Annotated in this window: 18 protein-coding genes; 14 read left to right on the top strand and 4 right to left on the bottom strand. The window is 63.5% G+C overall.

Going from position 1 to position 24,187, the window contains the following annotated elements:
• Positions 1-479 precede the first annotated feature (479 nt).
• The 3 genes from ACZLZY_RS24065 (at position 480) to ACZLZY_RS24055 (ending at position 4,846) form a co-directional block, all read left to right on the top strand.
• A complete protein-coding gene (locus ACZLZY_RS24065) occupies positions 480-1,364 on the top strand; it encodes a DMT family transporter (protein WP_472933162.1) in 885 nt (294 codons plus the stop codon).
• Positions 1,365-1,586: 222 nt separating this feature from the next.
• Entirely contained in the window at positions 1,587-3,632 is a 2,046-nt protein-coding gene (tkt, locus tag ACZLZY_RS24060) for a transketolase (RefSeq protein WP_472933164.1), read from the top strand.
• A gap of 281 nt (positions 3,633-3,913) precedes the next feature.
• Positions 3,914-4,846, top strand: coding sequence for a quinoprotein relay system zinc metallohydrolase 2 (locus ACZLZY_RS24055; protein WP_472933555.1), 933 nt, complete (start codon positions 3,914-3,916; stop codon positions 4,844-4,846).
• A 164-nt stretch (positions 4,847-5,010) separates the two neighbouring features.
• Here ACZLZY_RS24055 and ACZLZY_RS24050 read toward each other — a convergent pair whose 3' ends face one another.
• Genes ACZLZY_RS24050 through ACZLZY_RS24035 form a run of 4 tightly spaced genes read right to left on the bottom strand, consistent with a single transcriptional unit; the run spans position 5,011 to position 7,744 of the window.
• Complete coding sequence (locus ACZLZY_RS24050; protein ID WP_472933166.1) at positions 5,011-5,964, bottom strand: metal ABC transporter substrate-binding protein; 954 nt, start codon at positions 5,962-5,964, stop codon at positions 5,011-5,013.
• Positions 5,965-5,976: 12 nt separating this feature from the next.
• Complete coding sequence (locus ACZLZY_RS24045) at positions 5,977-6,849, bottom strand: metal ABC transporter permease (protein WP_472933168.1); 873 nt, start codon at positions 6,847-6,849, stop codon at positions 5,977-5,979.
• A complete protein-coding gene (locus ACZLZY_RS24040; protein ID WP_472933170.1) occupies positions 6,846-7,598 on the bottom strand; it encodes a metal ABC transporter ATP-binding protein in 753 nt (250 codons plus the stop codon). The genes ACZLZY_RS24045 and ACZLZY_RS24040 overlap by 4 nt, the downstream gene beginning before the upstream one ends.
• On the bottom strand, positions 7,595-7,744 hold the full coding sequence (locus tag ACZLZY_RS24035) for a hypothetical protein (protein ID WP_472933172.1): 150 nt from the start codon (positions 7,742-7,744) through the stop codon (positions 7,595-7,597). The genes ACZLZY_RS24040 and ACZLZY_RS24035 overlap by 4 nt, the downstream gene beginning before the upstream one ends.
• A 524-nt stretch (positions 7,745-8,268) precedes the next feature.
• On the opposite strand from ACZLZY_RS24035, the gene secE reads away from it, so the two are divergent.
• From secE to fusA, 11 genes are all read left to right on the top strand, one after another.
• Positions 8,269-8,469 carry a preprotein translocase subunit SecE gene (secE, locus tag ACZLZY_RS24030; protein ID WP_472933174.1) on the top strand — a complete coding sequence of 67 codons (201 nt, stop codon included), beginning with the start codon at positions 8,269-8,271 and terminating at the stop codon, positions 8,467-8,469.
• Positions 8,470-8,491: 22 nt separating this feature from the next.
• Positions 8,492-9,022, top strand: a complete 531-nt coding sequence (gene nusG, locus ACZLZY_RS24025) for a transcription termination/antitermination protein NusG (RefSeq protein ID WP_472933176.1) — start codon at positions 8,492-8,494, stop codon at positions 9,020-9,022.
• 174 nt (positions 9,023-9,196) lie between these two features.
• Positions 9,197-9,625 carry a 50S ribosomal protein L11 gene (rplK, locus tag ACZLZY_RS24020; protein WP_472933178.1) on the top strand — a complete coding sequence of 143 codons (429 nt, stop codon included), beginning with the start codon at positions 9,197-9,199 and terminating at the stop codon, positions 9,623-9,625.
• A 4-nt stretch (positions 9,626-9,629) separates the two neighbouring features.
• Entirely contained in the window at positions 9,630-10,325 is a 696-nt protein-coding gene (gene rplA / locus ACZLZY_RS24015) for a 50S ribosomal protein L1 (protein ID WP_472933180.1), read from the top strand.
• 402 nt (positions 10,326-10,727) lie between these two features.
• Positions 10,728-11,246 carry a 50S ribosomal protein L10 gene (rplJ, locus tag ACZLZY_RS24010; protein WP_472933181.1) on the top strand — a complete coding sequence of 173 codons (519 nt, stop codon included), beginning with the start codon at positions 10,728-10,730 and terminating at the stop codon, positions 11,244-11,246.
• Positions 11,247-11,297: 51 nt separating this feature from the next.
• Positions 11,298-11,675: a 50S ribosomal protein L7/L12 gene (gene rplL / locus ACZLZY_RS24005; protein WP_472933183.1), complete on the top strand. Its 378-nt coding sequence runs from the start codon at positions 11,298-11,300 to the stop codon at positions 11,673-11,675.
• Positions 11,676-12,064: 389 nt separating this feature from the next.
• Positions 12,065-16,198 carry a DNA-directed RNA polymerase subunit beta gene (gene rpoB, locus ACZLZY_RS24000; RefSeq protein WP_472933185.1) on the top strand — a complete coding sequence of 1,378 codons (4,134 nt, stop codon included), beginning with the start codon at positions 12,065-12,067 and terminating at the stop codon, positions 16,196-16,198.
• 153 nt (positions 16,199-16,351) lie between these two features.
• Positions 16,352-20,554, top strand: coding sequence for a DNA-directed RNA polymerase subunit beta' (gene rpoC, locus ACZLZY_RS23995; RefSeq protein ID WP_472933187.1), 4,203 nt, complete (start codon positions 16,352-16,354; stop codon positions 20,552-20,554).
• A gap of 542 nt (positions 20,555-21,096) precedes the next feature.
• On the top strand, positions 21,097-21,468 hold the full coding sequence (rpsL, locus tag ACZLZY_RS23990) for a 30S ribosomal protein S12 (RefSeq protein WP_472933188.1): 372 nt from the start codon (positions 21,097-21,099) through the stop codon (positions 21,466-21,468).
• A 54-nt stretch (positions 21,469-21,522) separates the two neighbouring features.
• A complete protein-coding gene (rpsG, locus tag ACZLZY_RS23985) occupies positions 21,523-21,993 on the top strand; it encodes a 30S ribosomal protein S7 (protein WP_472933190.1) in 471 nt (156 codons plus the stop codon).
• Positions 21,994-22,022: 29 nt separating this feature from the next.
• Positions 22,023-24,113, top strand: a complete 2,091-nt coding sequence (gene fusA, locus ACZLZY_RS23980; RefSeq protein WP_472933191.1) for an elongation factor G — start codon at positions 22,023-22,025, stop codon at positions 24,111-24,113.
• Positions 24,114-24,187: the final 74 nt, after the last annotated feature.

Below are 24,187 nucleotides of genomic sequence, written 5' to 3'. Positions count from 1 at the left end.
CATCCGGAATTTCGCGTCGACGCCCATCCGGCCTCGCGTGCTTTACGCTCTCTGCGGTAAGGGACTTTGTCATTTGCGGGTAACGCCAGGGTAACGGAGGAGGTACGTTAGACGACGTTAGCATGTGAGGGTAACAGCGTCCATAAGTTCCGCGATAGGACGATATGTTTCTGATAGAATGAGAGTTTTAGCGTTAGCCGGTGCAAGATGATGATTGGGTGATTTGGGTCAGACCAGCGGACTCCAAAACCGCAGGTCGTCGGTTCGAGCCCGGCTGCCCCTGCCACGACATTTTGATCACCCGCACATTTCGCTGAACCTGGTACGCTCGCCTTTTGGCGATGCCCCGCACTCGCGTCTGCGGTTTCCCGGCAATTTACCGCTGATGCCCGGTGACAAACGCCGCGCGATGCGGCAGAGCACGGGCGAGAGCAGAGCAGCGACCGGACCGGTTCGCCGGGTCGCGGCGGGGTGGACAGGTGCAGAACGGCGTTTTCCTGGCATTCCTCGCCTACATCGCATTCGCGATCAGCGATGCCTCGGTCAAGTTCATCGACGGCAGTCTCGATGCCTTCCAGGTCGCTTTCACCGGCGCGCTTCTCAGCATGCTGACGTTGCCCTTCATCCGGCGGCCGAACGAGCGTCTGACCGACATCTTCCGCTCGACCCGTCGCCCGCTCTGGACCGCCCGCGCTTTGCTGACGGCGGTCTCGGCGACCTCCAGCGTCATGGCTTTCACGCATCTCTCGATGCCGGAAGCGTTTTCGGTGATCTTCCTGATGCCGATTATCGTGACGCTGCTCTCGATCGTCTTCCTGAAGGAGAAGGTTGGCGGCTGGCGCTGGTCTGCTGTGCTGATCGGCTTCGTCGGTGTCCTCGTGGTGTTGCGCCCCGGTTTTCGTGAGCTCGGCATCGGCCATGCCGCAGCACTCGTCGGAGCGTTTTCCGGTGCCGGCTCGGTCGTCACCTTTCGGATGGCCGGGCCGGAGGAGAAGCGCATTTCCCTGTTCGGCGCCGGTCTTCTCGGCGCGCTGGTGCTGAACGGCATTCTGATGCTGCCGTCCTGGATCACCCCGGACCTTCTGCAGATCGCCTATCTCCTGGTCTACGGTCTTCTGATGGCCCTCGGGCAGGTGCTGATTATGCTCGCGGTGCAATATGCGCCGGCCAGCCAGATCGCCGTCCCGCAATACAGCCAGATGATCTGGGCGCTGATGTTCAGCTATCTCGTCTTCCATCAGCCGGTGGATGCCATGTCCTTCCTCGGTATCGGGCTGATCATCGTGGCCGGCCTGCTGACCTGGGCGCGCGAGCGGATCAAGCTGCCTTTCTTGCGCCGCTCCTCGGTGATCCGGCCGCGCTGACCGGCAGCGTTGCCGGTTTGGGACTGTCCCCGGCATCCCGTGTAGGCCGCCGCCGCAAGCCGGGCGGCATGACCAGCTTCGATGGCCACTCGACAATGCGCCGGAATGCGCGCACCACCGGGCAGCGCCGTCGGGCGCGACCGGGGCGGGGTTTCTATGGACCGCCACGGCCCTGCCATACCCATCCGTTTTGGATGATTTCGCCAAGAAGGAGTTTCCCCAATGGCTGACGCACTCTCCCCCGCCGTCCCGAAAGCCGTTCCCGCGCCGCGCGACCAGCACCTGCGCGATCTCGCCGACTGCATCCGTTTCCTGTCGATGGACGCGGTGCAGCAGGCCAAGAGCGGCCATCCCGGCGCGCCGATGGGCATGGCCGACATTGCGACCGTCCTCTACAAGGATTTCATGCAGTTCGATGCGGCCGATCCGCATTGGTTCGACCGCGACCGCTTCCTTCTGTCGAACGGCCACGGTTCGATGCTGCTCTACAGCCTGCTGTACCTGACGGGCTCGAAGGACATGACGCTGGACGAGCTGAAGCGCTTCCGGCAGGTCGGCAGCAAGACCGCCGGCCATCCCGAATACAAGCACGCCGACGGCATCGAGACGACGACCGGTCCGCTAGGCCAGGGCCTCGCCAACTCGGTCGGCTTCGGATTGGCCGAGCGCATCCTGAATGCCAAGTTCGGCGACGACATCTGCGATCACTGGACCTACGTCTTCATGGGCGATGGCTGCTTGATGGAGGGCCTGAGCCAGGAGGCGATCTCCATGGCGGGCCATTTCAAGCTCGGCAAGCTCATCGCCTTCTGGGACGACAATTCGATCTCCATTGACGGCGCGACGAGCCTTGCGGTTTCCGATAACGAGATCGAGCGCTTCCGCGCGTCCGGTTGGCATGTCCAGGAGATCGACGGGCACGATACCGACGCCATCCGGGACGCGATCACCGCGGCGCGCGCGGTCACCGACAAGCCGTCGATGATCGCCTGCAAGACCATCATCGGCTTCGGCTTCCCGACCAAGGCCGGCACCCAGAAGGCGCACAGCGACGCCCCCGGCGAGGAAGAGATCGCCGGGGCCCGCAAGCTCCTCGGCTGGGATTCGCCACCTTTCGTCATTCCCGATCATCTTCTCAGCGCCTGGCGGGAGATCGGTGCCAAGGGCCGCACCGCGCGGGCGGCCTGGGCCGACCGGGTGAAGGCGCTGCCGGATGGGCTGCGGCAGGAGTTCGAGCGCCGGAACGACGGCGAACTGCCGGCGGATTGGAAGAACGCCATCGCGGCCGCGAAGATTGAGTTTCGCGCCGGCGAGAAGGACCTCGCGACGCGGCAGGCAAGCGGCATCGTGCTCGACCATCTGGCCGCGGTCCTGCCGGAACTGCTCGGTGGATCGGCCGACCTCACGCCGTCGAACAACACCAAGGCGAAGGGCATGGTCGAGATCCGTGCCGACGATTTCAGCGGCACCTACATGCACTATGGCGTGCGCGAGCACGGCATGGCGGCGGCGATGAACGGCATCGCCCTGCATGGTGGCCTGATCCCCTATGGCGGCACTTTCCTGTGCTTCTCCGACTATTGCCGTCCATCGATCCGGCTCGCCGCTCTCATGCAGATCCGTACGATCTTCGTCATGACGCATGATTCCATCGGTCTCGGCGAAGACGGTCCGACGCACCAGCCTGTCGAGCATCTGGCGGCTTTGCGGGCCATTCCGCAGCTCGCGGTCTACCGTCCGGGCGACCCGATCGAGACCGCCGAGTGCTGGGAGCTGATCCTCGATGCGCCGCGCCGCGCCGCACTGATCGCGCTGTCGCGTCAGCCCATGCCGCTGCTGCGGCGGGAGGAGGGCACGGAAAACCGCTCGGCGCGAGGTGCCTACGTCCTCAGCGAGGCCGAGGGTGGCGAGCGCCAGCTGACGCTGATCGGCACCGGCTCCGAACTGCAGCTGGCGGTCGAGGCGCGCGAGATCCTGCAGAAGGAAGGTATCCCGACCGCCGTCGTCTCCATGCCGTGCCACCTCCTCTTCGAGGAGCAGGACGCCGCCTACAAGAAGGCCGTGATGGGCAAGACCCATGCGCGCGTCGCGGTCGAGGCCGCGGTCGAGCTTGGCTGGGGCCGCTATATCGGCCTCCACGGCCGTTTCGTCGGCATGCACAGTTTCGGTGCTTCCGGCAAGATCGGTGACGTCTACGAGAAGTTCGGCATCACGACCGAGGCCGTAGTCCGCGCCGCACGCGAAAGCCTCGCCGACGTCGCTGGCTGACCGCAGCCAACCTTCGCGTTGAGGAAGAGGGCGGCTGGTTTTCCAGCCGCCCTTTTCCGTTTCTGGCGGAGCCCTCATCCTCACGCCCAAGTTGACGTCCGCCGGATTACCCGAGCAATTCTTGGTGGTTGCCCGGTGACAGGCGAGCGGACCGGCGCCATCTTGATCTCACAAACGGGCCGAAGTGTCCGGGGAGGATCGCCATGTGCCAGGAATTCGATCGCGTCGCCGCGTCTGTTAATCCGCTGGGCCGTCGTCTGACGCGACGCCGTTTCGGCTGTCTGGCACTGCCGGCGCTGGTTCTGCCATGGCTCCCCGGCGTTGCGCTGGCAGATACCGCGCCTTCGGAACCCGTCAGGCCTTTGCCGATGCGCGAGATTGCGGCTGGCGTCCATGTCCACCACGGTGCCATCGATCTGATGCGGGAAGCCAATGACGGCGCGATTGCCAATATCGGTTTCATCGTCGGGCGCGACAGCGTCGCGGTGATCGACAGCGGCGGCAGCCTGCGGGAGGGGCGCCAGCTTCTGGAGGCCGTGCGGGCGGTCACCCGTCTGCCGGTCCGCTACGTCGTCAACACCCACATGCATCCCGACCATGTCTTCGGCAATGCCGCTTTCCTCGGCGGCGACGCGATCTTCGTCGGCCACCATAACCTCGCGGCAGCGCTGGCGGCGCGGCGGGACTCCTATCTCGCTTCGAATGTCGAACTGATGGGCGCAGCGTTGATGGCGGAGGTCGCCATCGTCCCGCCGACACTCGCGGTCGACGAGACCGTGACGCTCGATCTCGGGGGGCGGACGCTGAAGCTGAAAGCCTGGCGGACGGCGCACACCGACAACGACCTGACCGTTCTCGACGAGGCCAGCGGAACGCTGTTTGCCGGCGATCTCGTGTTTCTCGAGCATTGCCCGACCTTCGACGGAAGTCTAATCGGCTGGCTCGATGTTCTCGGCGGCCTCAATGCCATCAACGCGGCAAGGCTCGTACCCGGGCATGGCCCGGTCGATGCGCCTTGGCCCGCAGCGTCGGTCGATACCGAGCGATACCTTGGCGTGCTCGCCCGCGACCTCCGGCGGTCGATCGCGGATGGCTTGTCGTTGACCGCGGCGCTGGAGACAGCGGGACAGTCTGAGGCTGGGAAATGGCAGCTTTTCGAGGAATACAACCGGCGCAATGCGACTGGCGCGTATGCCGAACTCGAGTGGGAGTGACGTCGGACGTTCGGCCTGCTGACTTGCAGCGAAGCCTTCAGAATATGCCGTATCTAGCAGATCCTACAAGATTATCTGACGATCATCGGAACGAATATGGAAGAGGTGGTCTGGGCATGGCAGCGATAAGCGGGGCGGCCCGGAGCCGCCCCGTTTGACCAGTATCAGCTGGTCTTCAGCGCCTTGACTATCTGGTCGACATTGTTCTGGAACATCCTCAGATAGGTCGACGCGGGGCCATCGGGCCCTGACAGCGCGTCGGAGTAGAACGTGCCGCCGATCTTTGCCTTCGTCTCGCTGGCGATCCGGTCGATCAGGCGGGGATCGCTGACGTTCTCGATGAAGACGGCCCGGATGCCCTCGCTCTTGATCTGGTCGATAATCTTGGCGACGTCCGAGGCGGAAGCCTCCGACTCCGTCGAGACGCCCTCTGGCGCGATGAAGTTTACATCGTAGGCCCGGGCGAAATAGCCGAAGGCATCGTGCGAGGTGACGGCCTTGCGCTCTGCCTTCGGCACGGTGGCGAGTTCCGCCTTGACCGTCGCGTCCATCTCCTTGATCGCCGCGATGAACGTATCGCCCTTGGCGCGGTAGTCGGCGGCATTGTCGGGATCGGCCGCCGACAGGCCTTTCACGATGTTCTCGGCGTAGACGACACCGTTCGACAGGTCCTGCCAGGCGTGCGGGTCGTTGATGTGGTGGTGATGGTCTTCGCCGGCTTTGCCCGGCACTTCCGCGGCATGGTCTTCCTCTTGCTCCTCCCGGGTGAAGGGGATCGGCTCCAGCCCGATCGTCGCAACGATCTCGGTGCCCTTGAAGCCGGCGGTATCGCCCAGCCGGGTCATCCAGCCCTCGAACTGCAGACCGTTGACGACGAGCAACTGCGCCGCGGAGACCGCCCGCACGTCCGACGGGGTCGGCTCATAGACATGCGCGTCGCCATCCGGCCCGACGAGGGTCGTCAGCTCCACGTGGTCGCCACCGATTTCACTGACCATGTCGCCGAGGATCGAGAAAGAGGCGACAACCTTGACCTTGTCGGCGGCCGAGGCGGTGCCGCCAAGGGCCAGCGCCGAAGCACCGAAGGCGAGGGAAAGCAAGAGGTTACGGATGCGCATTGACGCTGCCTTTCAAGAGTGGAAGTGCGGGCGGTGGAGGGTGCGTGCCAGGACACTGTCGAAGCGGCCGAACAGCACCGAGACGGCGTAGACAACGCTCGCCGACAAGATGATCGCCGGGGAGGCCGGCAGATCATTGTGGTAGGAGACGAGAAGTCCGACGAAGGAAGCCGCGAGCCCGACGATGGCTGCCGCGAGCATCTGCCCGGGGACGCTCTCGGCCCAGAAGCGGGAGGCCGCCGCCGGCAGCATCATGATACCGACCACCATCAGCGTTCCCAGCGCCTGGAAGCCGCCGACGAGGTTCAGCACCACTAGCGTGACGAACAGCATGTGCACGGCGCCGCCCCCACCACCGACCGAGCGCAGGAAGCCGGGGTCGAGGCATTCGGCGATCAGCGGGCGGTAAAACAGCGCGAGCACGACCATCGTCACCGTGGTGATCCCTGCCATCAGCAGGACCGCCGGATCGTTCAGCGCCAGCACCGTGCCGAACAGCACGTGCAGGAGGTCGATGTTCGAGCCGTGCACGGAGACCAGCAGCACGCCGAGCCCGAGCGAAGAGAGGTAGAAGGCGGCAAAGCTTGCATCCTCGCGCAAGGGCGTGAACCGCGAGACGAGGCCGGCAAGCACTGCCACGGCAAGGCCGGTGATCATGCCGCCGATGGTCATGGCGTAGACGGAGAAGCCGGCGATCAGGAAGCCGACCGCAGCGCCCGGCAGGATCGCATGGCTCATCGCGTCGCCGACCAGGCTCATCCGGCGCAGCACCAGAAGAACGCCGAGCGGGCAGGCGCCCAGCGCCAGCGCCAGGCAGCCGACGAGCGCCCTTCGCATGAAGCCGTACTCGACGAAGGGGTGGATCAGGGTCGCGTAGAGGTTCATGCCGCGCTCCGCGCCGTGAAGCCGAGATCTTCCGACCAGGTCTCGCTAATCTGCCGCGCCATCTTCAGGCGGTCGGGCTGCAGAATCTCGGCTGTCGGACCCCAGCCCACCAGCTCGCGGGCGATGAGCAAGGTCTCGGGGAAATGCTCTCGGACGAGATCCATGTCGTGCAGGACGGCGATTACCGTTCGCTGCTCGCCGTGCCAGCGGCGAACGATGGCCATGAGGTCGAGGACGGTGCGGGTGTCGATGGCGTTGAACGGCTCGTCGAGCAGCAGCAGGCGCGCATCCTGAACCAAGACGCGGGCGAACAGCGCCCGTTGCAGCTGGCCGCCCGACAGGGTGCCGATGCTGCGGTGCTCGAAGCCGGACAGGCCGACGGCATCGATCGCCTCGGCGATCCGGTCGCGGGTCCGGCCGCTTATGTCGCCGAAGATGCCGGCATCGCGCCAGGCGCCGAGCGAGACGAGGTCGGCGACGTCGAGGGGAAAGGAGCGGTCGAGTTCATTGGCCTGCGGCAGATAGGCAATGTCGCGTCGGGCGACGCTGCCGAGATGAACCGATCCTTGAGAGATCGGGAGCAAACCCATGATACCCTTCAACAAGGTCGACTTGCCGGCCCCGTTGGGCCCAACCACGGCGGTCAGCGATCCACCGGCAAAGCTGCCGGAGACATGGTGCACCGCCGGCTGGCGGCGGTAGGCGAGCGTCAGGTCGTCGAGCCTGACGATGGGCGTGGCCGCGCTCACCGCCAGAGATCCAGCGCCAGGGCGACGGCGCACCAGAGAAAGAGGATCGGCAAGGAGACGAGCGCCAGCCGTTGCAAGGCCGAGCGCTGCAAGGCCGATGGGCGAGGGCGCCGCGGGGCCGCCTCCGTATCCGGTGATGATGTCATGACCAGTCTCTCAAGGGCCGCCTGCGGCGACCTCATTATGTATGGGTCGCTTCAGGCGACCGGGTTTCGGCGACCCGTTACAGCAGACGGACGATCTGCTGCAGCAGAGTTCTCCCCCGACCAGAACCTCGGGCTGCTGATGAATGTTATAAAGTTACAATCGCGCTTGGCAAGTACCATTTGCCAGGAGGGGGGAAGGGACGGTGAACCGCCTCCCTCTCACGTCCGCTTTCGGCTCGGCGTCGAGAGGCACCAGCGACGCGGCGATCTCGGTCTTTTGCGCTGAGGGATGAACGGCCCGTCGGCATGGCGTCCCGCTTGCCATTCTGGCAGGACGTCAGCGGGCTTCCAGACGGTGGCAGTCTGTACGAAGGCTAAATTGGCTGCGGTATTCCAATCGGCATTTGACTTGCATGAGGGCTTGTGAATCACCCAGCCCGCGGCTATGTAGAGCCAACATCTACATCCTTTTGGCGCGTGAGGCTGATGATCAGGCTCTACGCGCCTATAGCCGTGAGCACTCAATGGCTTCCAAGACCAATCCCGTGACCTTCATCAAGCAGGTCCAGACCGAGACGTCCAAGGTGACTTGGCCGTCGCGTCGCGAGACGATGATCTCCACGGCGATGGTGCTGGTGATGGTCGCCTTCGCGTCGATCTTTTTCTTCTTGGCTGATTTCGTGTTCGGATATGCGATGAGCGTGATCCAGGGCGCCAGCATCTGAACCGCGGAGACTTTGTAATTTCATGACGGCTCGTTGGTATATCGTTCAGGCCTATTCGAATTTCGAGAAGAAGGTCGCTGAATCGATCGAGGAACAGGCGCGCCAGAAGGGTCTGTCCGAAAAGTTCGAAAAGATTCTTGTGCCGACCGAGAAGGTTGTCGAGGTCCGCCGTGGTCGCAAGGTCGATGCCGAGCGGAAATTCTTCCCCGGCTACGTGCTGGTGAAGGCCGAGCTGACCGACGAAGTGTTCTCGATGATCAAGAACACCCCGAAGGTGACGGGCTTCCTTGGTCCCGACAACCGTCCGGTGGCGATCTCCGAGAGCGAGGCCAACCAGATCCTCAGCCAGGTGCAAGACGGCGTCGAGCGGCCAAAGCCGACGGTATCGTTCGAGATCGGCGAGCAGATCCGCGTGTCCGACGGCCCGTTTGCTTCGTTCAACGGCACGGTCCAGGAAGTCGACCAGGAGCGCGCCCGCCTCAAGGTCGAGGTTTCGATCTTCGGCCGCGCGACGCCGGTCGATCTTGAATTCAGTCAGGTCGAAAAGGTCTGACCGAAGGAGCGGGGCATCGGCCCCTGGCGCAAGCCACTCCAAAGCGTGCGGGAGGACCTGTCGTTTTAAGCCGACGACATGTCCGTACCGCGCAACTGCAAACGTGTCGCTCCGGCGGCCCATGCCGCTGCCATCCTCCGGGGTGGGGCGGCGTAACAACAAAGGCAGAAACGAATGGCTAAAAAGATTGCAGGCCAGCTGAAACTGCAGGTCAAGGCGGCTTCGGCGACCCCGTCCCCGCCGATCGGCCCGGCGCTCGGTCAGCGCGGCATCAACATCATGGAATTCTGCAAGGCGTTCAACGCTCAGACGCAGGAAATGGAGAAGGGTTCGCCCGTCCCCGTCGTCATCACCTATTACGTCGACAAGTCGTTCACGTTCGTGATGAAGACCGCGCCGGTCTCCTTCTTCCTGAAGAAGGCTGCTGGCCTGACCGCTGGTTCCAAGGAGCCGGGCAAGGTCAATGCCGGTTCGGTGACGCGCGCACAGGTCAAGGAGATCGCCGAGGCGAAGCTCAAGGACCTCAATGCGAACGACATCGACGCAGCCATGCTGATGATCGAAGGTTCGGCCCGTTCCATGGGCCTGGAAGTGGTGGGCTGAGACCATGGCAAAAGCTGGAAAGCGTATCGTCAACGCACGTGACGGCATCGACCGCGAGAAGCTCTACGGCCTCACCGAGGCCCTGAAGATGCTGAAGGAGCGGGCCACCGCCAAGTTCGACGAGACCATTGAGATCGCGATGAACCTCGGCGTCGACCCGCGCCATGCCGACCAGATGGTCCGCGGCGTGGTAAACCTGCCGAACGGCACGGGCCGTACCGTCCGCGTCGCCGTGTTCGCCCGTGGCGACAAGGCTGAAGAAGCCCGCGCCGCTGGTGCCGACATCGTCGGTGCGGAAGATCTCGTCGAACAGGTTCAGGCCGGCAACATCGACTTCGATCGCGCCATCGCGACCCCGGACATGATGGGCCTCGTCGGCCGTCTCGGTAAGGTCCTCGGCCCCCGTGGCCTGATGCCGAACCCGCGCGTCGGCACGGTGACCCCGGACGTCGCCGCCGCCGTCAAGGCGTCCAAGGGCGGCGCCGTCGAGTTCCGCGTCGAGAAGGCCGGCATCGTGCATGCCGGCGTCGGCAAGGCTTCGTTCGAGCTCGACGCGCTCGCCGAGAACATCCGCGCCTTCGCCGAGGCGGTGACCCGCGCCAAGCCGTCTGGTGCCAAGGGCAACTACGTCCAGCGCATCTCGGTCACCTCGACCATGGGCCCGGGCGTCAAGGTCGAGCTGGCCAGCCTTCAGGCTTAAGCCGTTCGACGGGCCTCACGGCCATGTCATTTGAATTCGGGCGGCGGATCTGATCCGTCGCCCGTAGATGCGTTCCGGGATTCTGTCCCGGTGCATGGAGGTCGCAAGATCTCCGGAAGAGCTGAAAGGCTCCTCCGACCTGTCCAAGAGTGCAGGCGATACCATGGCCTTGGCCGCGGTTCTTAATCGTCGAAAGCCTGCATTAGACGGGGAATGTTCCGATTTCCCAGGCTCTGCCTGGTCTTTTGGTTCGAACCTCTGAATGCCTTGCGCCTGCCGTTGTTCCTCGGAATTTGCGGTTGCCAAGGGGACAGGATCCTCGAGCGTCGCCCGGGTGGTCCGGGTGGCTTAAGGCAACCGGCGGCTGTTCACGTTGAATGGTCGCTTAACTGGAGAGAGGCAGTGGAAAGAGCGGAAAAGCTCGAGTTCGTCACGGAGCTTCACGAGACCTTCAAGGCCTCGGGTGCTGTCGTGGTGGCTCGCTATGTCGGTCTCACCGTCGCGCAGATGAACGATCTTCGTTCGAAGATGCGCGCGCAGGGAGCCACCGTCAAAGTCGCGAAGAACCGTCTTGCCAAGATCGCTCTTCAAGGCACCGACGCCGAACCGATCGCTGGACTTTTCGAAGGCCAGACACTGATCGCTTATTCTAGCGATCCGATCGCGGCGCCGAAGGTCGCCAACGATTACGCCAAGGGGAACGACAAGCTCGTCATCCTCGGCGGCTCGATGGGTAAGACCACCCTCGATGCGGACGGAGTGCGGGCACTTGCCACGCTTCCGTCGCTCGACGAACTGCGCGGCAAATTGCTCGGCATGCTTCAAACGCCAGCAACCCGCATCGCATCCGTCGTCGCCGCGCCAGCTTCGCAGCTGGCTCGCGTGTTCGCGGCATATGCCAAGAAGGACGAAGCGGCCTGAGGCACGGTTCCTCGCTGCATTCAAATTGTTCGAACCTGAAAGGAATATCACATGGCTGATCTGGCAAAGATCGTTGAAGAGCTGTCGACCCTGACCGTCCTCGAGGCGGCCGAACTGTCGAAGCTGCTTGAAGAAAAGTGGGGCGTTTCCGCCGCAGCACCGGTCGCCGTCGCGGCTGCCGGTGGTGGTGGTGCGGCTGCCGAGGCAGTCGAAGAGAAGACCGAGTTCGACGTGATCCTGACCTCTGCCGGCGCGCAGAAGATCAACGTCATCAAGGAAGTCCGCGCGATCACCTCGCTCGGCCTGAAGGAAGCCAAGGACCTGGTCGACGGTGCGCCGAAGCCGGTCAAGGAAGGCGTCAACAAGGAAGAAGCCGCCAAGATCAAGGACCAGCTCGAGAAGGCTGGTGCAACGGTCGAAGTCAAGTAATCGCGGGGGCGAGGCCCCGGCGTTTACCCAAGAAAAATGGGAGGCGGGACGGCATTTTTGCCGTTCCGCTTTCCGCGCTCCCGCAGTGTCGGCCCTCTGTCTGACCTGCTGAGCGGACTGCGTCGGACGGTTATCCGAGTTGAACGGATACCGGAGCTTCGCAGGAAGATGTGACGCGGGCGCGACGCCCGGGTGCGGGTCTCCCGACGACCAGGGGTCGTGTGGAGACTCGGGCTGGCAGTCCCTTTCCTTGAAAGAGGGTGCCCGAATGCAAGTCGATGCTCCAAGGCCCGTTCGCGGTGGGCCTTTCGGGGCGTCCCTCTTTCGAGGAGAGGGACAGTGGTGTTCAGCCCTTTGGTCAAGGGCGCAGTCGAGATGAAGGAGCGACAATGTCTCAGACGACAACGTTCAGCGGTCGCAGGCGTGTGCGCAAGTTCTTCGGGTCCATCCCCGAGGTCGCCGAAATGCCGAACCTGATCGAGGTCCAGAAGGCCTCCTACGATCAGTTCCTGCTGGTGGACGAGCCGGAAGGCGGGCGGCCCGACGAGGGCCTGCAGGCCGTCTTCAAGTCCGTGTTCCCAATTTCCGACTTCTCCGGCCAGTCGATGCTCGAATTCGTCAAGTACGAGTTCGAGGCACCGAAGTTCGACGTCGACGAGTGCCGTCAGCGCGACATGACGTTTGCGGCGCCTCTCAAGGTGACGCTGCGCCTGATCGTGTTCGATATCGACCCGGACACCCAGTCCAAGTCGATCAAGGACATCAAGGAGCAGGACGTCTACATGGGCGACATGCCCCTGATGACCTCCAACGGCACCTTCATCGTCAACGGCACCGAGCGCGTCATCGTCTCGCAGATGCACCGCTCGCCGGGCGTGTTCTTCGACCATGACAAGGGCAAGAGCCATTCCTCGGGCAAGCTGCTGTTTGCCGCCCGCATCATCCCGTACCGCGGCTCCTGGCTCGACATCGAGTTCGATGCCAAGGACGTCGTCTTCGCGCGCATCGACCGCCGTCGCAAGATCCCGGTCTCGTCGCTGCTGATGGCGCTGGGCATGGACGGCGAGGAGATCCTCTCGACCTTCTACGACATCATCAAGTTCGAGAAGGACAAGGAGGGCTGGCGCGTGCCGTTCTCGGTCGAGCGTGTGCGCGGCCAGAAGGCCGTCACCGACATGGTCGACGCCGATACCGGTGAAGTGCTGGTCGAGGCCGGCAAGAAGGTCACGGCGCGCCAGGCCCGTCAGATGAAGGAAAAGGGCGTTGTCGCCCTGCGTGCCACCGAGGAAGAGCTCTGGGGCAACTACCTCGCCGAGGACATCGTCAACTACCAGACGGGCGAGGTTTATCTCGAGGCCGGCGACGAGATCGACGAGAAGAGCCTGAAGATCCTCATCGACGGCGGCCATGAAGAGATCGCCGTCCTCGACATCGATCACGTCACCGTCGGCGCCTACATCCGCTCGACGCTGGCGATCGACAAGAACGAGGGCCGTCAGGACGCGCTGTTCGACATCTACCGCGTCATGCGTCCGGGCGAGCCGCCGACCATGGACACGGCGGAAGCCATGTTCAACTCTCTGTTCTTCGACAAGGAGCGCTACGACCTCTCCGCCGTCGGTCGCGTCAAGATGAACATGCGTCTCGATGTCGACGCCGAGGACACCGTGCGCGTGCTGCGCAAGGAGGACATCCTCGCGGTCATCAAGACGCTGGTGAACCTGCGCGACGGCAAGGGCGAGATCGACGACATCGACAACCTTGGCAACCGCCGGGTTCGCTCGGTCGGCGAGCTGATGGAGAACCAGTACCGCGTTGGCTTGCTCCGCATGGAGCGCGCCATCAAGGAGCGCATGTCCTCGGTCGAGATCGACACGGTCATGCCGCAGGACCTGATCAACGCGAAGCCGGCGGCTGCGGCCGTGCGCGAGTTCTTCGGGTCGTCGCAGCTCTCGCAGTTCATGGATCAGACCAACCCGCTGTCGGAGATCACCCACAAGCGCCGTCTTTCGGCGCTTGGACCCGGTGGTCTGACCCGCGAGCGCGCCGGCTTCGAAGTGCGCGACGTGCACCCGACGCATTACGGCCGCATCTGCCCGATCGAGACGCCGGAAGGCCCGAACATCGGTCTGATCAACTCGCTGGCGACGTTTGCACGCGTCAACAAGTACGGCTTCATCGAGAGCCCGTACCGGAAGGTCATCGATAAGATCGTCACCCACGAGGTGGTGTATCTGTCGGCCATGGAAGAGGCCAAGCACCACGTCGCCCAGGCGAACGCGGCGCTGACCAACGACATGCGCTTTGCCGACGAGTTCGTGGTCTGCCGCCACTCGGGCGACGTCTTCATGACGCCGCGCGACAGCGTCGATCTGATGGACGTCTCGCCGAAGCAGCTCGTCTCGGTCGCGGCCGCGCTCATCCCGTTCCTCGAGAACGACGATGCGAACCGCGCGCTGATGGGCTCGAACATGCAGCGTCAGGCCGTGCCTTTGGTGCGGGCCGAAGCGCCGTTCGTCGGCACCGGCATGGAGCCGATCGTGGCCCGTGACTCCGGCGCCGCGATCGGTGCCCGCCGGACCGGCATCGTCGACCAGGTGGATGCGACACGCGTCGTTATCCGCGCGACGGAAGATCTCGAACTCGGCAAGACCGGCGTCGACATCTACCGCCTGATGAAGTTCCAGCGTTCGAACCAGAACACCTGCATCAACCAGCGTCCGCTGGTCTCCGTGGGTGACCGGGTTCAGAAGGGCGACATCATCGCGGATGGCCCGTCAACCGATCTCGGCGATCTCGCCCTCGGCCGGAACGTGCTCGTCGCGTTCATGCCGTGGAACGGCTACAACTACGAGGACTCCATCCTCCTCTCCGAGCGCATCGTCGCCGACGACGTCTTCACCTCGATCCACATCGAGGAGTTCGAGGTCATGGCGCGCGATACCAAGCTCGGGCCGGAGGAAATCACCCGCGACATTCCGAATGTGTCGGAAGAGGCTCTGAAGAACCTCGACGAAGCGGGCATCGTCTACATCGGTGCGGAAGTCGCACCGGGTGACATCCTCGTCGGCAAGATCACGCCGAAGGGCGAAAGCCCGATGACGCCGGAAGAGAAGCTTCTGCGCGCCATCTTCGGCGAGAAGGCGTCGGACGTCCGCGATACCTCGAACCGCATGCCGCCCGGCACCTATGGCACCGTCGTGGAAGTGCGCGTGTTCAACCGTCATGGCGTCGAGAAGGACGAGCGCGCCATGGCGATCGAGCGCGAGGAGATCGAGCGTCTCGCCAAGGACCGCGACGACGAGCAGGCGATCCTCGACCGTAACGTCTACGGCCGTCTGATCGACATGCTCGATGGCGTCGTCGCCGTCGCCGGCCCGAAGGGCTTCAAGAAGGGCGCCACGGTCAACCCGGACCTGATGCGCGAATATCCCCGCTCGCAGTGGTGGATGTTCGCCGTCGAGGACGAGCGGATCCAGGGCGAGCTCGAGGCGCTGCGCGGCCAGTACGACGAGTCTAAGAAGACCCTCGAAGGGCGCTTCATGGACAAGGTCGAGAAGGTGCAGCGCGGCGACGAACTGCCGCCCGGCGTCATGAAGCAGGTCAAGGTCTTCGTCGCCGTCAAGCGCAAGATCCAGCCGGGCGACAAGATGGCCGGCCGCCACGGCAACAAGGGTGTGGTCTCCCGCATCCTCGCGGTCGAGGACATGCCGTTCAACGAGGACGGCACGCATGTTGACATCGTGCTGAACCCGCTGGGCGTGCCCTCGCGCATGAACGTCGGACAGATCCTCGAGACGCATCTTGGCTGGGCCTGCGCGGGCATGGGCAAGAAGATCGGGGAGATGCTGGAAGTCTACCAGCAGTCGCTCGACGTGAAGCCGCTGCGCGACGAGATCGCCGAACTCCTCGGCGATAACGACCGCAACGAGAAGGTGAAGAACTACGACGACGCGTCGGTGCTGACGCTCGCCAAGCAGATGAAGCGTGGCGTCTCGATCGCGACGCCGGTCTTCGACGGCGCGGTCGAAGCCGACATCGTGCACATGCTGGAGAAGGCGGGGCTCAAGGGCTCTGGCCAGTCCACGCTGTACGATGGTCGTACCGGCGAGCCCTTCGATCGTCAGGTGACGGTCGGCTACATCTACATGCTGAAGCTGCACCATTTGGTGGACGACAAGATCCACGCCCGTTCGATCGGTCCGTACTCGCTGGTCACCCAGCAGCCGCTCGGTGGTAAGGCGCAGTTCGGCGGACAGCGCTTCGGCGAGATGGAGGTCTGGGCGCTCGAGGCCTATGGCGCGGCATACACGCTGCAGGAAATGCTGACGGTGAAGTCCGACGACGTCGCCGGACGCACCAAGGTGTACGAGTCGATCGTCCGAGGCGACGATGCATTCGAGTCGGGCATCCCCGAGAGCTTCAACGTTCTCGTTAAGGAAATGCGCTCGCTCGGCCTCGACGTCGATTTGGCCAACTCCGTCGAGCTGCCTTCGCTCGAACTTCCCGACGCGGCCGAATAGGCCGCGTCAGCAGCCGAAGAGGCTGCGACCCGCCGCGCGATGTCGCGGCCATGCTGGCGCCTTGCTTGAGGCGTCAGCTCGACGTTCCGGAATTCGTTGCTGCCGTTCACCCGGCGCAGTCGGGGCCATGCCGCCCCATTAGGAGAAAGCCCCATGAACCAAGAGGTTATGAACCTTTTCAATCCTCAGGTGCAGGCGCAGACCTTCGACTCGATCCGCATCTCGCTGGCCAGCCCCGAGAAGATCCTGTCCTGGTCGTTCGGCGAGATCAAGAAGCCGGAAACCATCAACTACCGGACGTTCAAGCCGGAGCGCGACGGCCTGTTCTGCGCCCGCATCTTTGGTCCGATCAAGGACTATGAGTGCCTGTGCGGCAAGTACAAGCGCATGAAGTACAAGGGTATCATCTGCGAGAAGTGCGGCGTTGAGGTTACCCTCTCGCGCGTGCGGCGGGAGCGCATGGGCCACATCGAGCTGGCCGCCCCGGTCGCCCACATCTGGTTCCTGAAGTCGCTGCCGTCGCGCATCGGCACGCTGCTCGACATGACCCTTAAGGACATCGAGCGGGTTCTCTACTTCGAGAACTACATCGTCACCGAGCCAGGCCTTACCGCGCTGAAGGAGCACCAGCTCCTGTCGGAAGAGGACTACATGATCGCCGTCGACGAGTACGGCGAGGATAGCTTCACCGCGCTCATCGGCGCCGAGGCGATCCAGGAACTGCTCGCCACGATGGACCTCGAGACGATCGCCGGCAATTTGCGGTCCGAGCTTGCCGAGACGACCTCGGAGCTCAAGACCAAAAAGCTGATGAAGCGGCTGAAGATTGTCGAGAACTTCATCGAGTCCGGCAACAAGCCGGAATGGATGATCATGCGCATCGTGCCGGTGATCCCGCCGGACCTTCGCCCGCTCGTCCCGCTGGACGGCGGCCGCTTTGCCACGTCCGATCTCAACGACCTCTACCGCCGCGTCATCAACCGCAACAACCGCCTGAAGCGGCTGATCGAGCTTCGCGCGCCGGGCATCATCATCCGCAACGAGAAGCGCATGCTTCAGGAGGCGGTCGACGCGCTGTTCGACAACGGCCGTCGCGGCCGCGTCATCACGGGTGCCAACAAGCGCCCGCTGAAGTCGCTGTCCGACATGCTGAAGGGCAAGCAGGGCCGCTTCCGCCAGAACCTCCTTGGCAAGCGCGTCGACTATTCCGGACGTTCGGTCATCGTGACCGGTCCCGAGCTGAAGCTGCACCAGTGCGGCTTGCCGAAGAAGATGGCGCTCGAGCTGTTCAAGCCGTTCATCTATGCGCGCCTTGACGCCAAGGGCTTCTCCTCCACGGTGAAGCAGGCGAAGAAGCTCGTCGAGAAGGAGCGTCCGGAAGTCTGGGATATCCTCGACGAGGTGATCCGCGAGCATCCGGTGCTGCTCAACCGCGCGCCGACGCTGCATCGCTTGGGCATCCAGGCGTTCGAGCCGGTGCTGATCGAAGGCAAAGCGATCCAGCTGCATCCGCTGGTCTGCACGGCCTTCAACGCTGACTTCGACGGTGACCAGATGGCGGTGCACGTGCCGCTGTCGATCGAGGCGCAGCTCGAAGCCCGCGTCCTGATGATGTCGACCAACAACATCCTGCATCCCGCGAACGGCCAGCCGATCATCGTGCCGTCGCAGGACATGGTGCTCGGCCTCTACTACCTCTCGATCATGAACGAGAACGAGCCGGGCCAAGGCATGGCCTTCTCCGACATCGGCGAGCTCGAGCAGGCGATCTTCACCAAGACGGTGACGCTTGCGACGAAGATCCGTGGCCGCTTCAAGACCGTCGATGCGGAAGGCAAGCCGGTCTCGAAGATCTACGAGACGACTCCGGGCCGTATGCTTATCGGCCAGCTGCTGCCGAAGAACCACATGGTTCCCTTCGACATCTGCAACGAGCTGATGACCAAGAAGAACATCTCGCGGATGATCGATCAGGTCTACCGTCACTGCGGTCAGAAGGACACGGTGATCTTCTGCGACCGCATCATGCAGCTGGGCTTCAAGCACGCCTGCATGGCCGGCATCTCGTTCGGCAAGGACGACATGCTCATCCCGGAGACCAAGCCGCGGATGATCGAGGAGACGCAGACGCTGGCGAAGGAATTCGAGCAGCAGTACAATGACGGCCTGATCACCCAGGGCGAGAAGTACAACAAGGTCGTCGACGCCTGGGCCAAGTGCACGGACAAGATCGCCGAAGAGATGATGGTCCGCATCAAGGCCATCGAGTTCAACGATGACGGCCGTCAGAAGCCGATGAACTCGATCTACATGATGTCGCACTCCGGTGCGCGTGGCTCGCCGACGCAGATGCGCCAGCTCGCCGCGATGCGCGGCCTGATGACCAAGCCTTCGGGCGAGATCATCGAGACGCCGATCATCTCGAACTTCAAAGAGGGCCTGACGGTTCTCGAATACTTCAACTCGACCCACGGCGCCCGTAAGGGTCTCGCGGACACCGCGTTGAAGACGGCGAACTCGGGCTACCTGACGCGGCGTCTCGTCGACGTGGCGCAGGATTGCATCATCACGCAGACCGATTGCGGCACCGTGAACGGCTTGACGATGCAGCCCATCGTCGATGCCGGCCAGGTGGTCGCGTCCATCGGCCAGCGGATCCTCGGCCGTACGGCGCTCGAGGACATCGTGCACCCGCTGACCGGCGACGTTATCGTCAAGGGTGGCGTCACGATCGAGGAGCCGGACGTCGAGATCATCGAGAAGGCGTCGATCCAGTCGGTCAAGATCCGCTCGGCACTGACGTGCGAGATCCGGACCGGCATCTGCGCAATCTGCTACGGGCGCGATCTCGCCCGCGGCACGCCCGTCAACATGGGCGAGGCGGTCGGCGTCATCGCGGCGCAGTCGATCGGCGAGCCGGGCACCCAGCTCACCATGCGTACCTTCCACATGGGCGGTACGGCGCAGGTGGTCGATCAGTCGTTCCTGGAAGCCTCGTATGAGGGCACAGTGCAGATCCGCAACCGCAACGTCGTCCGCAATTCGGACGGCCGTCTGGTGGCGATGGGACGCAACATGGCGATCCTTATACTCGACCCGACCGGCAAGGAACGTGCCTCGCACCGCGTCACCTACGGCAGCCGCGTCTTCGTCGACGACGGCGACCAGGTTCGCCGCGGCCAGCGCATCGCGGAGTGGGACCCCTACACCCGTCCGGTGCTCACCGAGACCGACGGTATCGTCGAGTTCGAGGATCTGGTCGAAGGCGTCTCAGTCTCCGAGCAGGCGGACGAGGCGACCGGCATCACCAAGCGTGCGGTCATCGACTGGCGGGCCAGCCCGCGCGGTCAGGACCTCAAGCCGGCGATGATCGTACGCAATGAGGATGGCACCATCCTCAAGCTCGCCCGTGGTACGGACGCCCGTTACTTCCTCTCGGTGGACGCCATTCTGTCCGTCGAGCCGGGCTCCAAGGTTCGCGCCGGTGACGTGCTGTCGCGTATTCCGATGGAAAGCGCCAAGACCAAGGACATCACCGGTGGTCTGCCGCGCGTCGCCGAACTCTTCGAAGCCCGTCGTCCGAAGGACAACGCGGTCATCGCGGAGATCGACGGCACGGTGAAGTTCGGCCGCGACTACAAGAACAAGCGCCGGATCATCATCGAGCCGCACGAGGACGGCGTCGAGGCGGTCGAGTACCTGATCCCGAAGGGCAAGCCTTTCCACCTCCAGGAAGGCGACGTCATCGAGAAGGGCGACTACATCCTCGACGGCAACCCTGCGCCGCACGACATTCTGGCGATCCGCGGCGTGGAGGCTCTCGCGAGCTACCTCGTCAACGAAATCCAGGAGGTCTACCGGTTGCAGGGCGTGTTGATCAACGACAAGCACATCGAGGTGATCGTTCGCCAGATGCTGCAGAAGGTCGAGATCATCGAGTCCGGCGACAGCGGCTACATCCCGGGCGACAACGTTGACCGGATCGAGCTCGCCGAGCTCAACGAGCAGCTGGAAGGCGAGGGCAAGCGGCCCGCGTCTGGCAATCCAGTCCTGCTCGGCATCACCAAGGCCTCGCTGCAGACGCCGTCCTTCATCTCGGCGGCATCGTTCCAGGAAACCACCCGCGTCCTCACCGAGGCGGCGGTTGCCGGCAAGACCGATACGCTGCAGGGTCTGAAGGAGAACGTCATCGTCGGCCGCCTCATCCCGGCGGGCACCGGTGGCATGATGACCCAGGTTCGCCGGATCGCGACGTCGCGCGACGACCTGATCATCGAGGACCGCCGCAAGGCGTCCGGCGCCAGCGCGGCCAAAGCCGATCGGATGCTGACCAGCCTAACCGACGCCGCCGAGTAACCGGCGACGTTCCTGAATTGAGAGAGGCCGCGCGGGAAACCGGGCGGCCTTTTTTCGTTTCTGACGGGGCCGTCGTCTTCGGCCACTGGAGTAGGGCAGGGTGGCTTTCGCGCTGAAGGCGGGCTTCGCAGGGTTTCGCCGGCACAACGTCTTCCAGCGCGCGCGGAGAGCTGGCAGCGGTTGTTTTAACAAAGCCGAGCGGCGGGGCTTCCGACTCCTTCATCATCCAGACACCGCGTTAATCCCAGGTCCGATCGGACTTGACGAGCCCCGGTAGAATCGTTAAACACCGGCCAACAGAGCCGATGTGAAGCCGAATCTTCCCCAGGACGCCGCGTCCGGGAAAAGCGCTTCAAACAAGGCTTCGTTCAACGAGACGTCAAATCGCTGGCCGCATGACCCCCTACCGGGTCCTCTGCATCGTTCCGGGCAGTTCGCATTAGCGAACTCATTGCCCGGTTTCGTGCATGTTGGGTTCTGCCCTTCGTGCCGGCAAGGCATATCGTTACGAACCGGTATTTGAAAGAAGAGGTAAGGTTGGAATGCCGACCATCAACCAGCTGATCCGGAACCCGCGCGTTCGCCCCGTCGACCGCAACACGGTTCCTGCCCTCGAGGCCAACCCGCAGAAGCGCGGCGTTTGCACTCGCGTCTACACCACGACCCCGAAGAAGCCGAACTCGGCGCTTCGTAAGGTCGCCAAGGTCCGTCTGGTCAATGGCTTCGAGGTCATCGGCTACATCCCGGGCGAAGGGCATAACCTTCAGGAGCACTCCGTGGTAATGATCCGCGGCGGTCGCGTGAAGGATCTTCCCGGCGTGCGGTACCACATCATCCGCGGCGTGCTCGACACGCAGGGCGTCAAGGACCGCAAGCAGCGTCGTTCGAAGTACGGTGCCAAGCGTCCTAAGTAATAGCTCAACGGTTCAGGTCAGTTAGCCGGCCGCCAGAGATTGAGAGACCAGTAGATGTCCCGTCGTCACAGTGCAGAAAAGCGCGAAATCAATCCGGACCCGAAGTTCGGCGATCTCGTTGTCACCAAGTTCATGAATGCCGTCATGTACGACGGGAAGAAGTCGATCGCCGAGCGGATCGTCTATGGCGCGTTTGATGTCGTGACCGAGAAGAGCCGTCAGGAGGCCGTGTCGGTCTTCCATGCAGCGCTCGAGAACATCGCGCCGCATGTCGAGGTTCGTTCGCGCCGCGTCGGTGGTGCCACCTACCAGGTCCCGGTCGACGTTCGTCCGGAGCGCCGTCAGGCTTTGGCCATCCGCTGGCTGATCTCTGCCGCTCGCAAGCGGAACGAGACCACCATGGTCGATCGCCTCTCGGGCGAACTGATGGATGCCGCCAACAACCGTGGTACCGCGGTGAAGAAGCGCGAAGACACGCACCGCATGGCGGAAGCGAACCGCGCCTTCTCGCACTATCGCTGGTAACCCCGAAGACATTCGAAAGGCGAAGCCCCATGGCCCGCGAATACAAGATCGAGGACTACCGCAACTTCGGTATCATGGCGCACATCGACGCCGGCAAGACCACGACCACCGAGCGGATTCTCTTCTACACCGGCAAGTCCCACAAGATCGGCGAAGTGCACGACGGCGCCGCGACGATGGACTGGATGGAGCAGGAGCAGGAGCGGGGCATCACCATCACCTCCGCCGCGACGACCACCTACTGGGAAGGTCGCGACGGCAAGATGCGCCGGTTCAACATCATCGACACGCCCGGCCACGTCGACTTCACCATTGAAGTCGAGCGCTCGCTGCGCGTCCTCGATGGCGCCATCGCGCTGCTCGACGCCAATGCCGGCGTAGAGCCGCAGACCGAGACGGTCTGGCGCCAGGCCGACAAGTATCACGTGCCGCGGATGATGTTCGTCAACAAGATGGACAAGACCGGCGCGGATTTCTACCGCTGCGTCGACATGGTCAAGACCCGCCTCGGCGCACGTCCGATCGTCGTTCAGCTGCCGGTCGGTGCCGAGAACGACTTCAAGGGCGTCATTGACCTGATCGAGATGAACGCTCTCATCTGGCGCGACGAGTCGCTCGGCGCCAAGTGGGATGTCGTCGAGATCCCGGCCGATATGGTCGAGAAGGCGAAGGAATACCGCGAGCTGATGATCGAGACCGCCGTCGAAGTCGACGAGGCCGCGATGGAAGCCTACCTCGAAGGCGTCATGCCCGACAACACGCAGCTGCGTGCGCTGATCCGCAAGGGCACCTGCGACGTCTGGTTCACGCCGATCTTCTGCGGCTCGGCCTTCAAGAACAAGGGCGTGCAGCCGTTGCTTGACGGCGTCGTGGAGTTCCTGCCGTCGCCGCTGGACGTGCCCGCGATCAAGGGCATCGACCCGAAGAACGACAACGAGATCGAGCGTCGCGCTTCTGACGACGAGCCGCTGTCGATGCTGGCCTTCAAGATCATGAACGACCCGTTCGTCGGTTCGCTCACCTTCTGCCGGATCTATTCGGGCAAGGTTTCCAAGGGAACTGCGCTGCAGAACACGGTCAAGGACAAGAAGGAGCGTCTCGGCCGCATGCTGCAGATGCACTCCAACTCGCGTGAAGACATCGAAGAGGCATTCGCGGGCGACATCGTCGCTCTCGCCGGCCTCAAGGACGTCACCACGGGCGACACGCTCTGCGATCCGCTGAAGCCGGTCATCCTCGAGCGCATGGAATTCCCCGAGCCGGTCATCGAGATCGCCATCGAGCCGAAGACCAAGGGCGACCAGGAGAAGATGGGCCTCGCGCTCAACCGTCTCGCTGCCGAGGATCCTTCGTTCCGCGTCAAGACCGACGAAGAGTCCGGCCAGACGATCATCGCCGGCATGGGCGAACTGCACCTCGACATTCTCGTCGACCGCATGCGCCGCGAGTACAAGGTCGAGGCGAACATCGGTGCGCCGCAGGTGGCCTACCGCGAGACGATCACCAAGGGTGCGGACGTCGACTACACCCATAAGAAGCAGACCGGTGGTACGGGCCAGTTCGCCCGCATCAAGATCCACATCGAGCCGGGCGAGCCGGGCACGGGTTTCGTGTTCGAGTCGAAGGTTGTCGGTGGTTCGGTTCCGAAGGAATACGTGCCGGGCGTCCAGAAGGGCATCGCTTCGGTGATGACCTCGGGCCCGCTGGCCGGCTTCCCGATGGTCGACATCAAGGCCGAGCTCCTCGATGGCGCTTACCACGACGTCGACTCCTCGGTTCTCGCCTTCGAAATCGCCTCGCGCGCCGGCTTCCGTGAAGCCATCGCCAAGGCAGCTGCAAAGCTGCTCGAGCCGGTGATGAAGGTCGAGGTCGTGACCCCCGAGGATTACGTCGGTGACGTCATCGGCGATCTGAACTCGCGTCGCGGTCAGATCCAGGGTACCGAGACCCGCGGCATTGCCACGGTGATCAACGCGATGGTTCCGCTGGCCAACATGTTCGGCTACGTGAACACGCTGCGGTCGATGTCCCAGGGCAGGGCGCAGTACACCATGTCCTTCGATCACTACGAGCAGGTTCCGAACCAGGTCGCAGAAGAAATCCAGAAGAAATTCGCTTAACGCGCCACCGCGAAGCGATCCTTGAACTGGACTGTTCGCAGTCCGACTAAAGACAATGGAGTGCCAAAATGGCG

The organism is Mesocryomonas lacus, from assembly GCF_055730135.2.
Note: the sequence above shows the minus strand (reverse complement) of the source record. Positions and strands in the feature narration are given on the sequence as shown.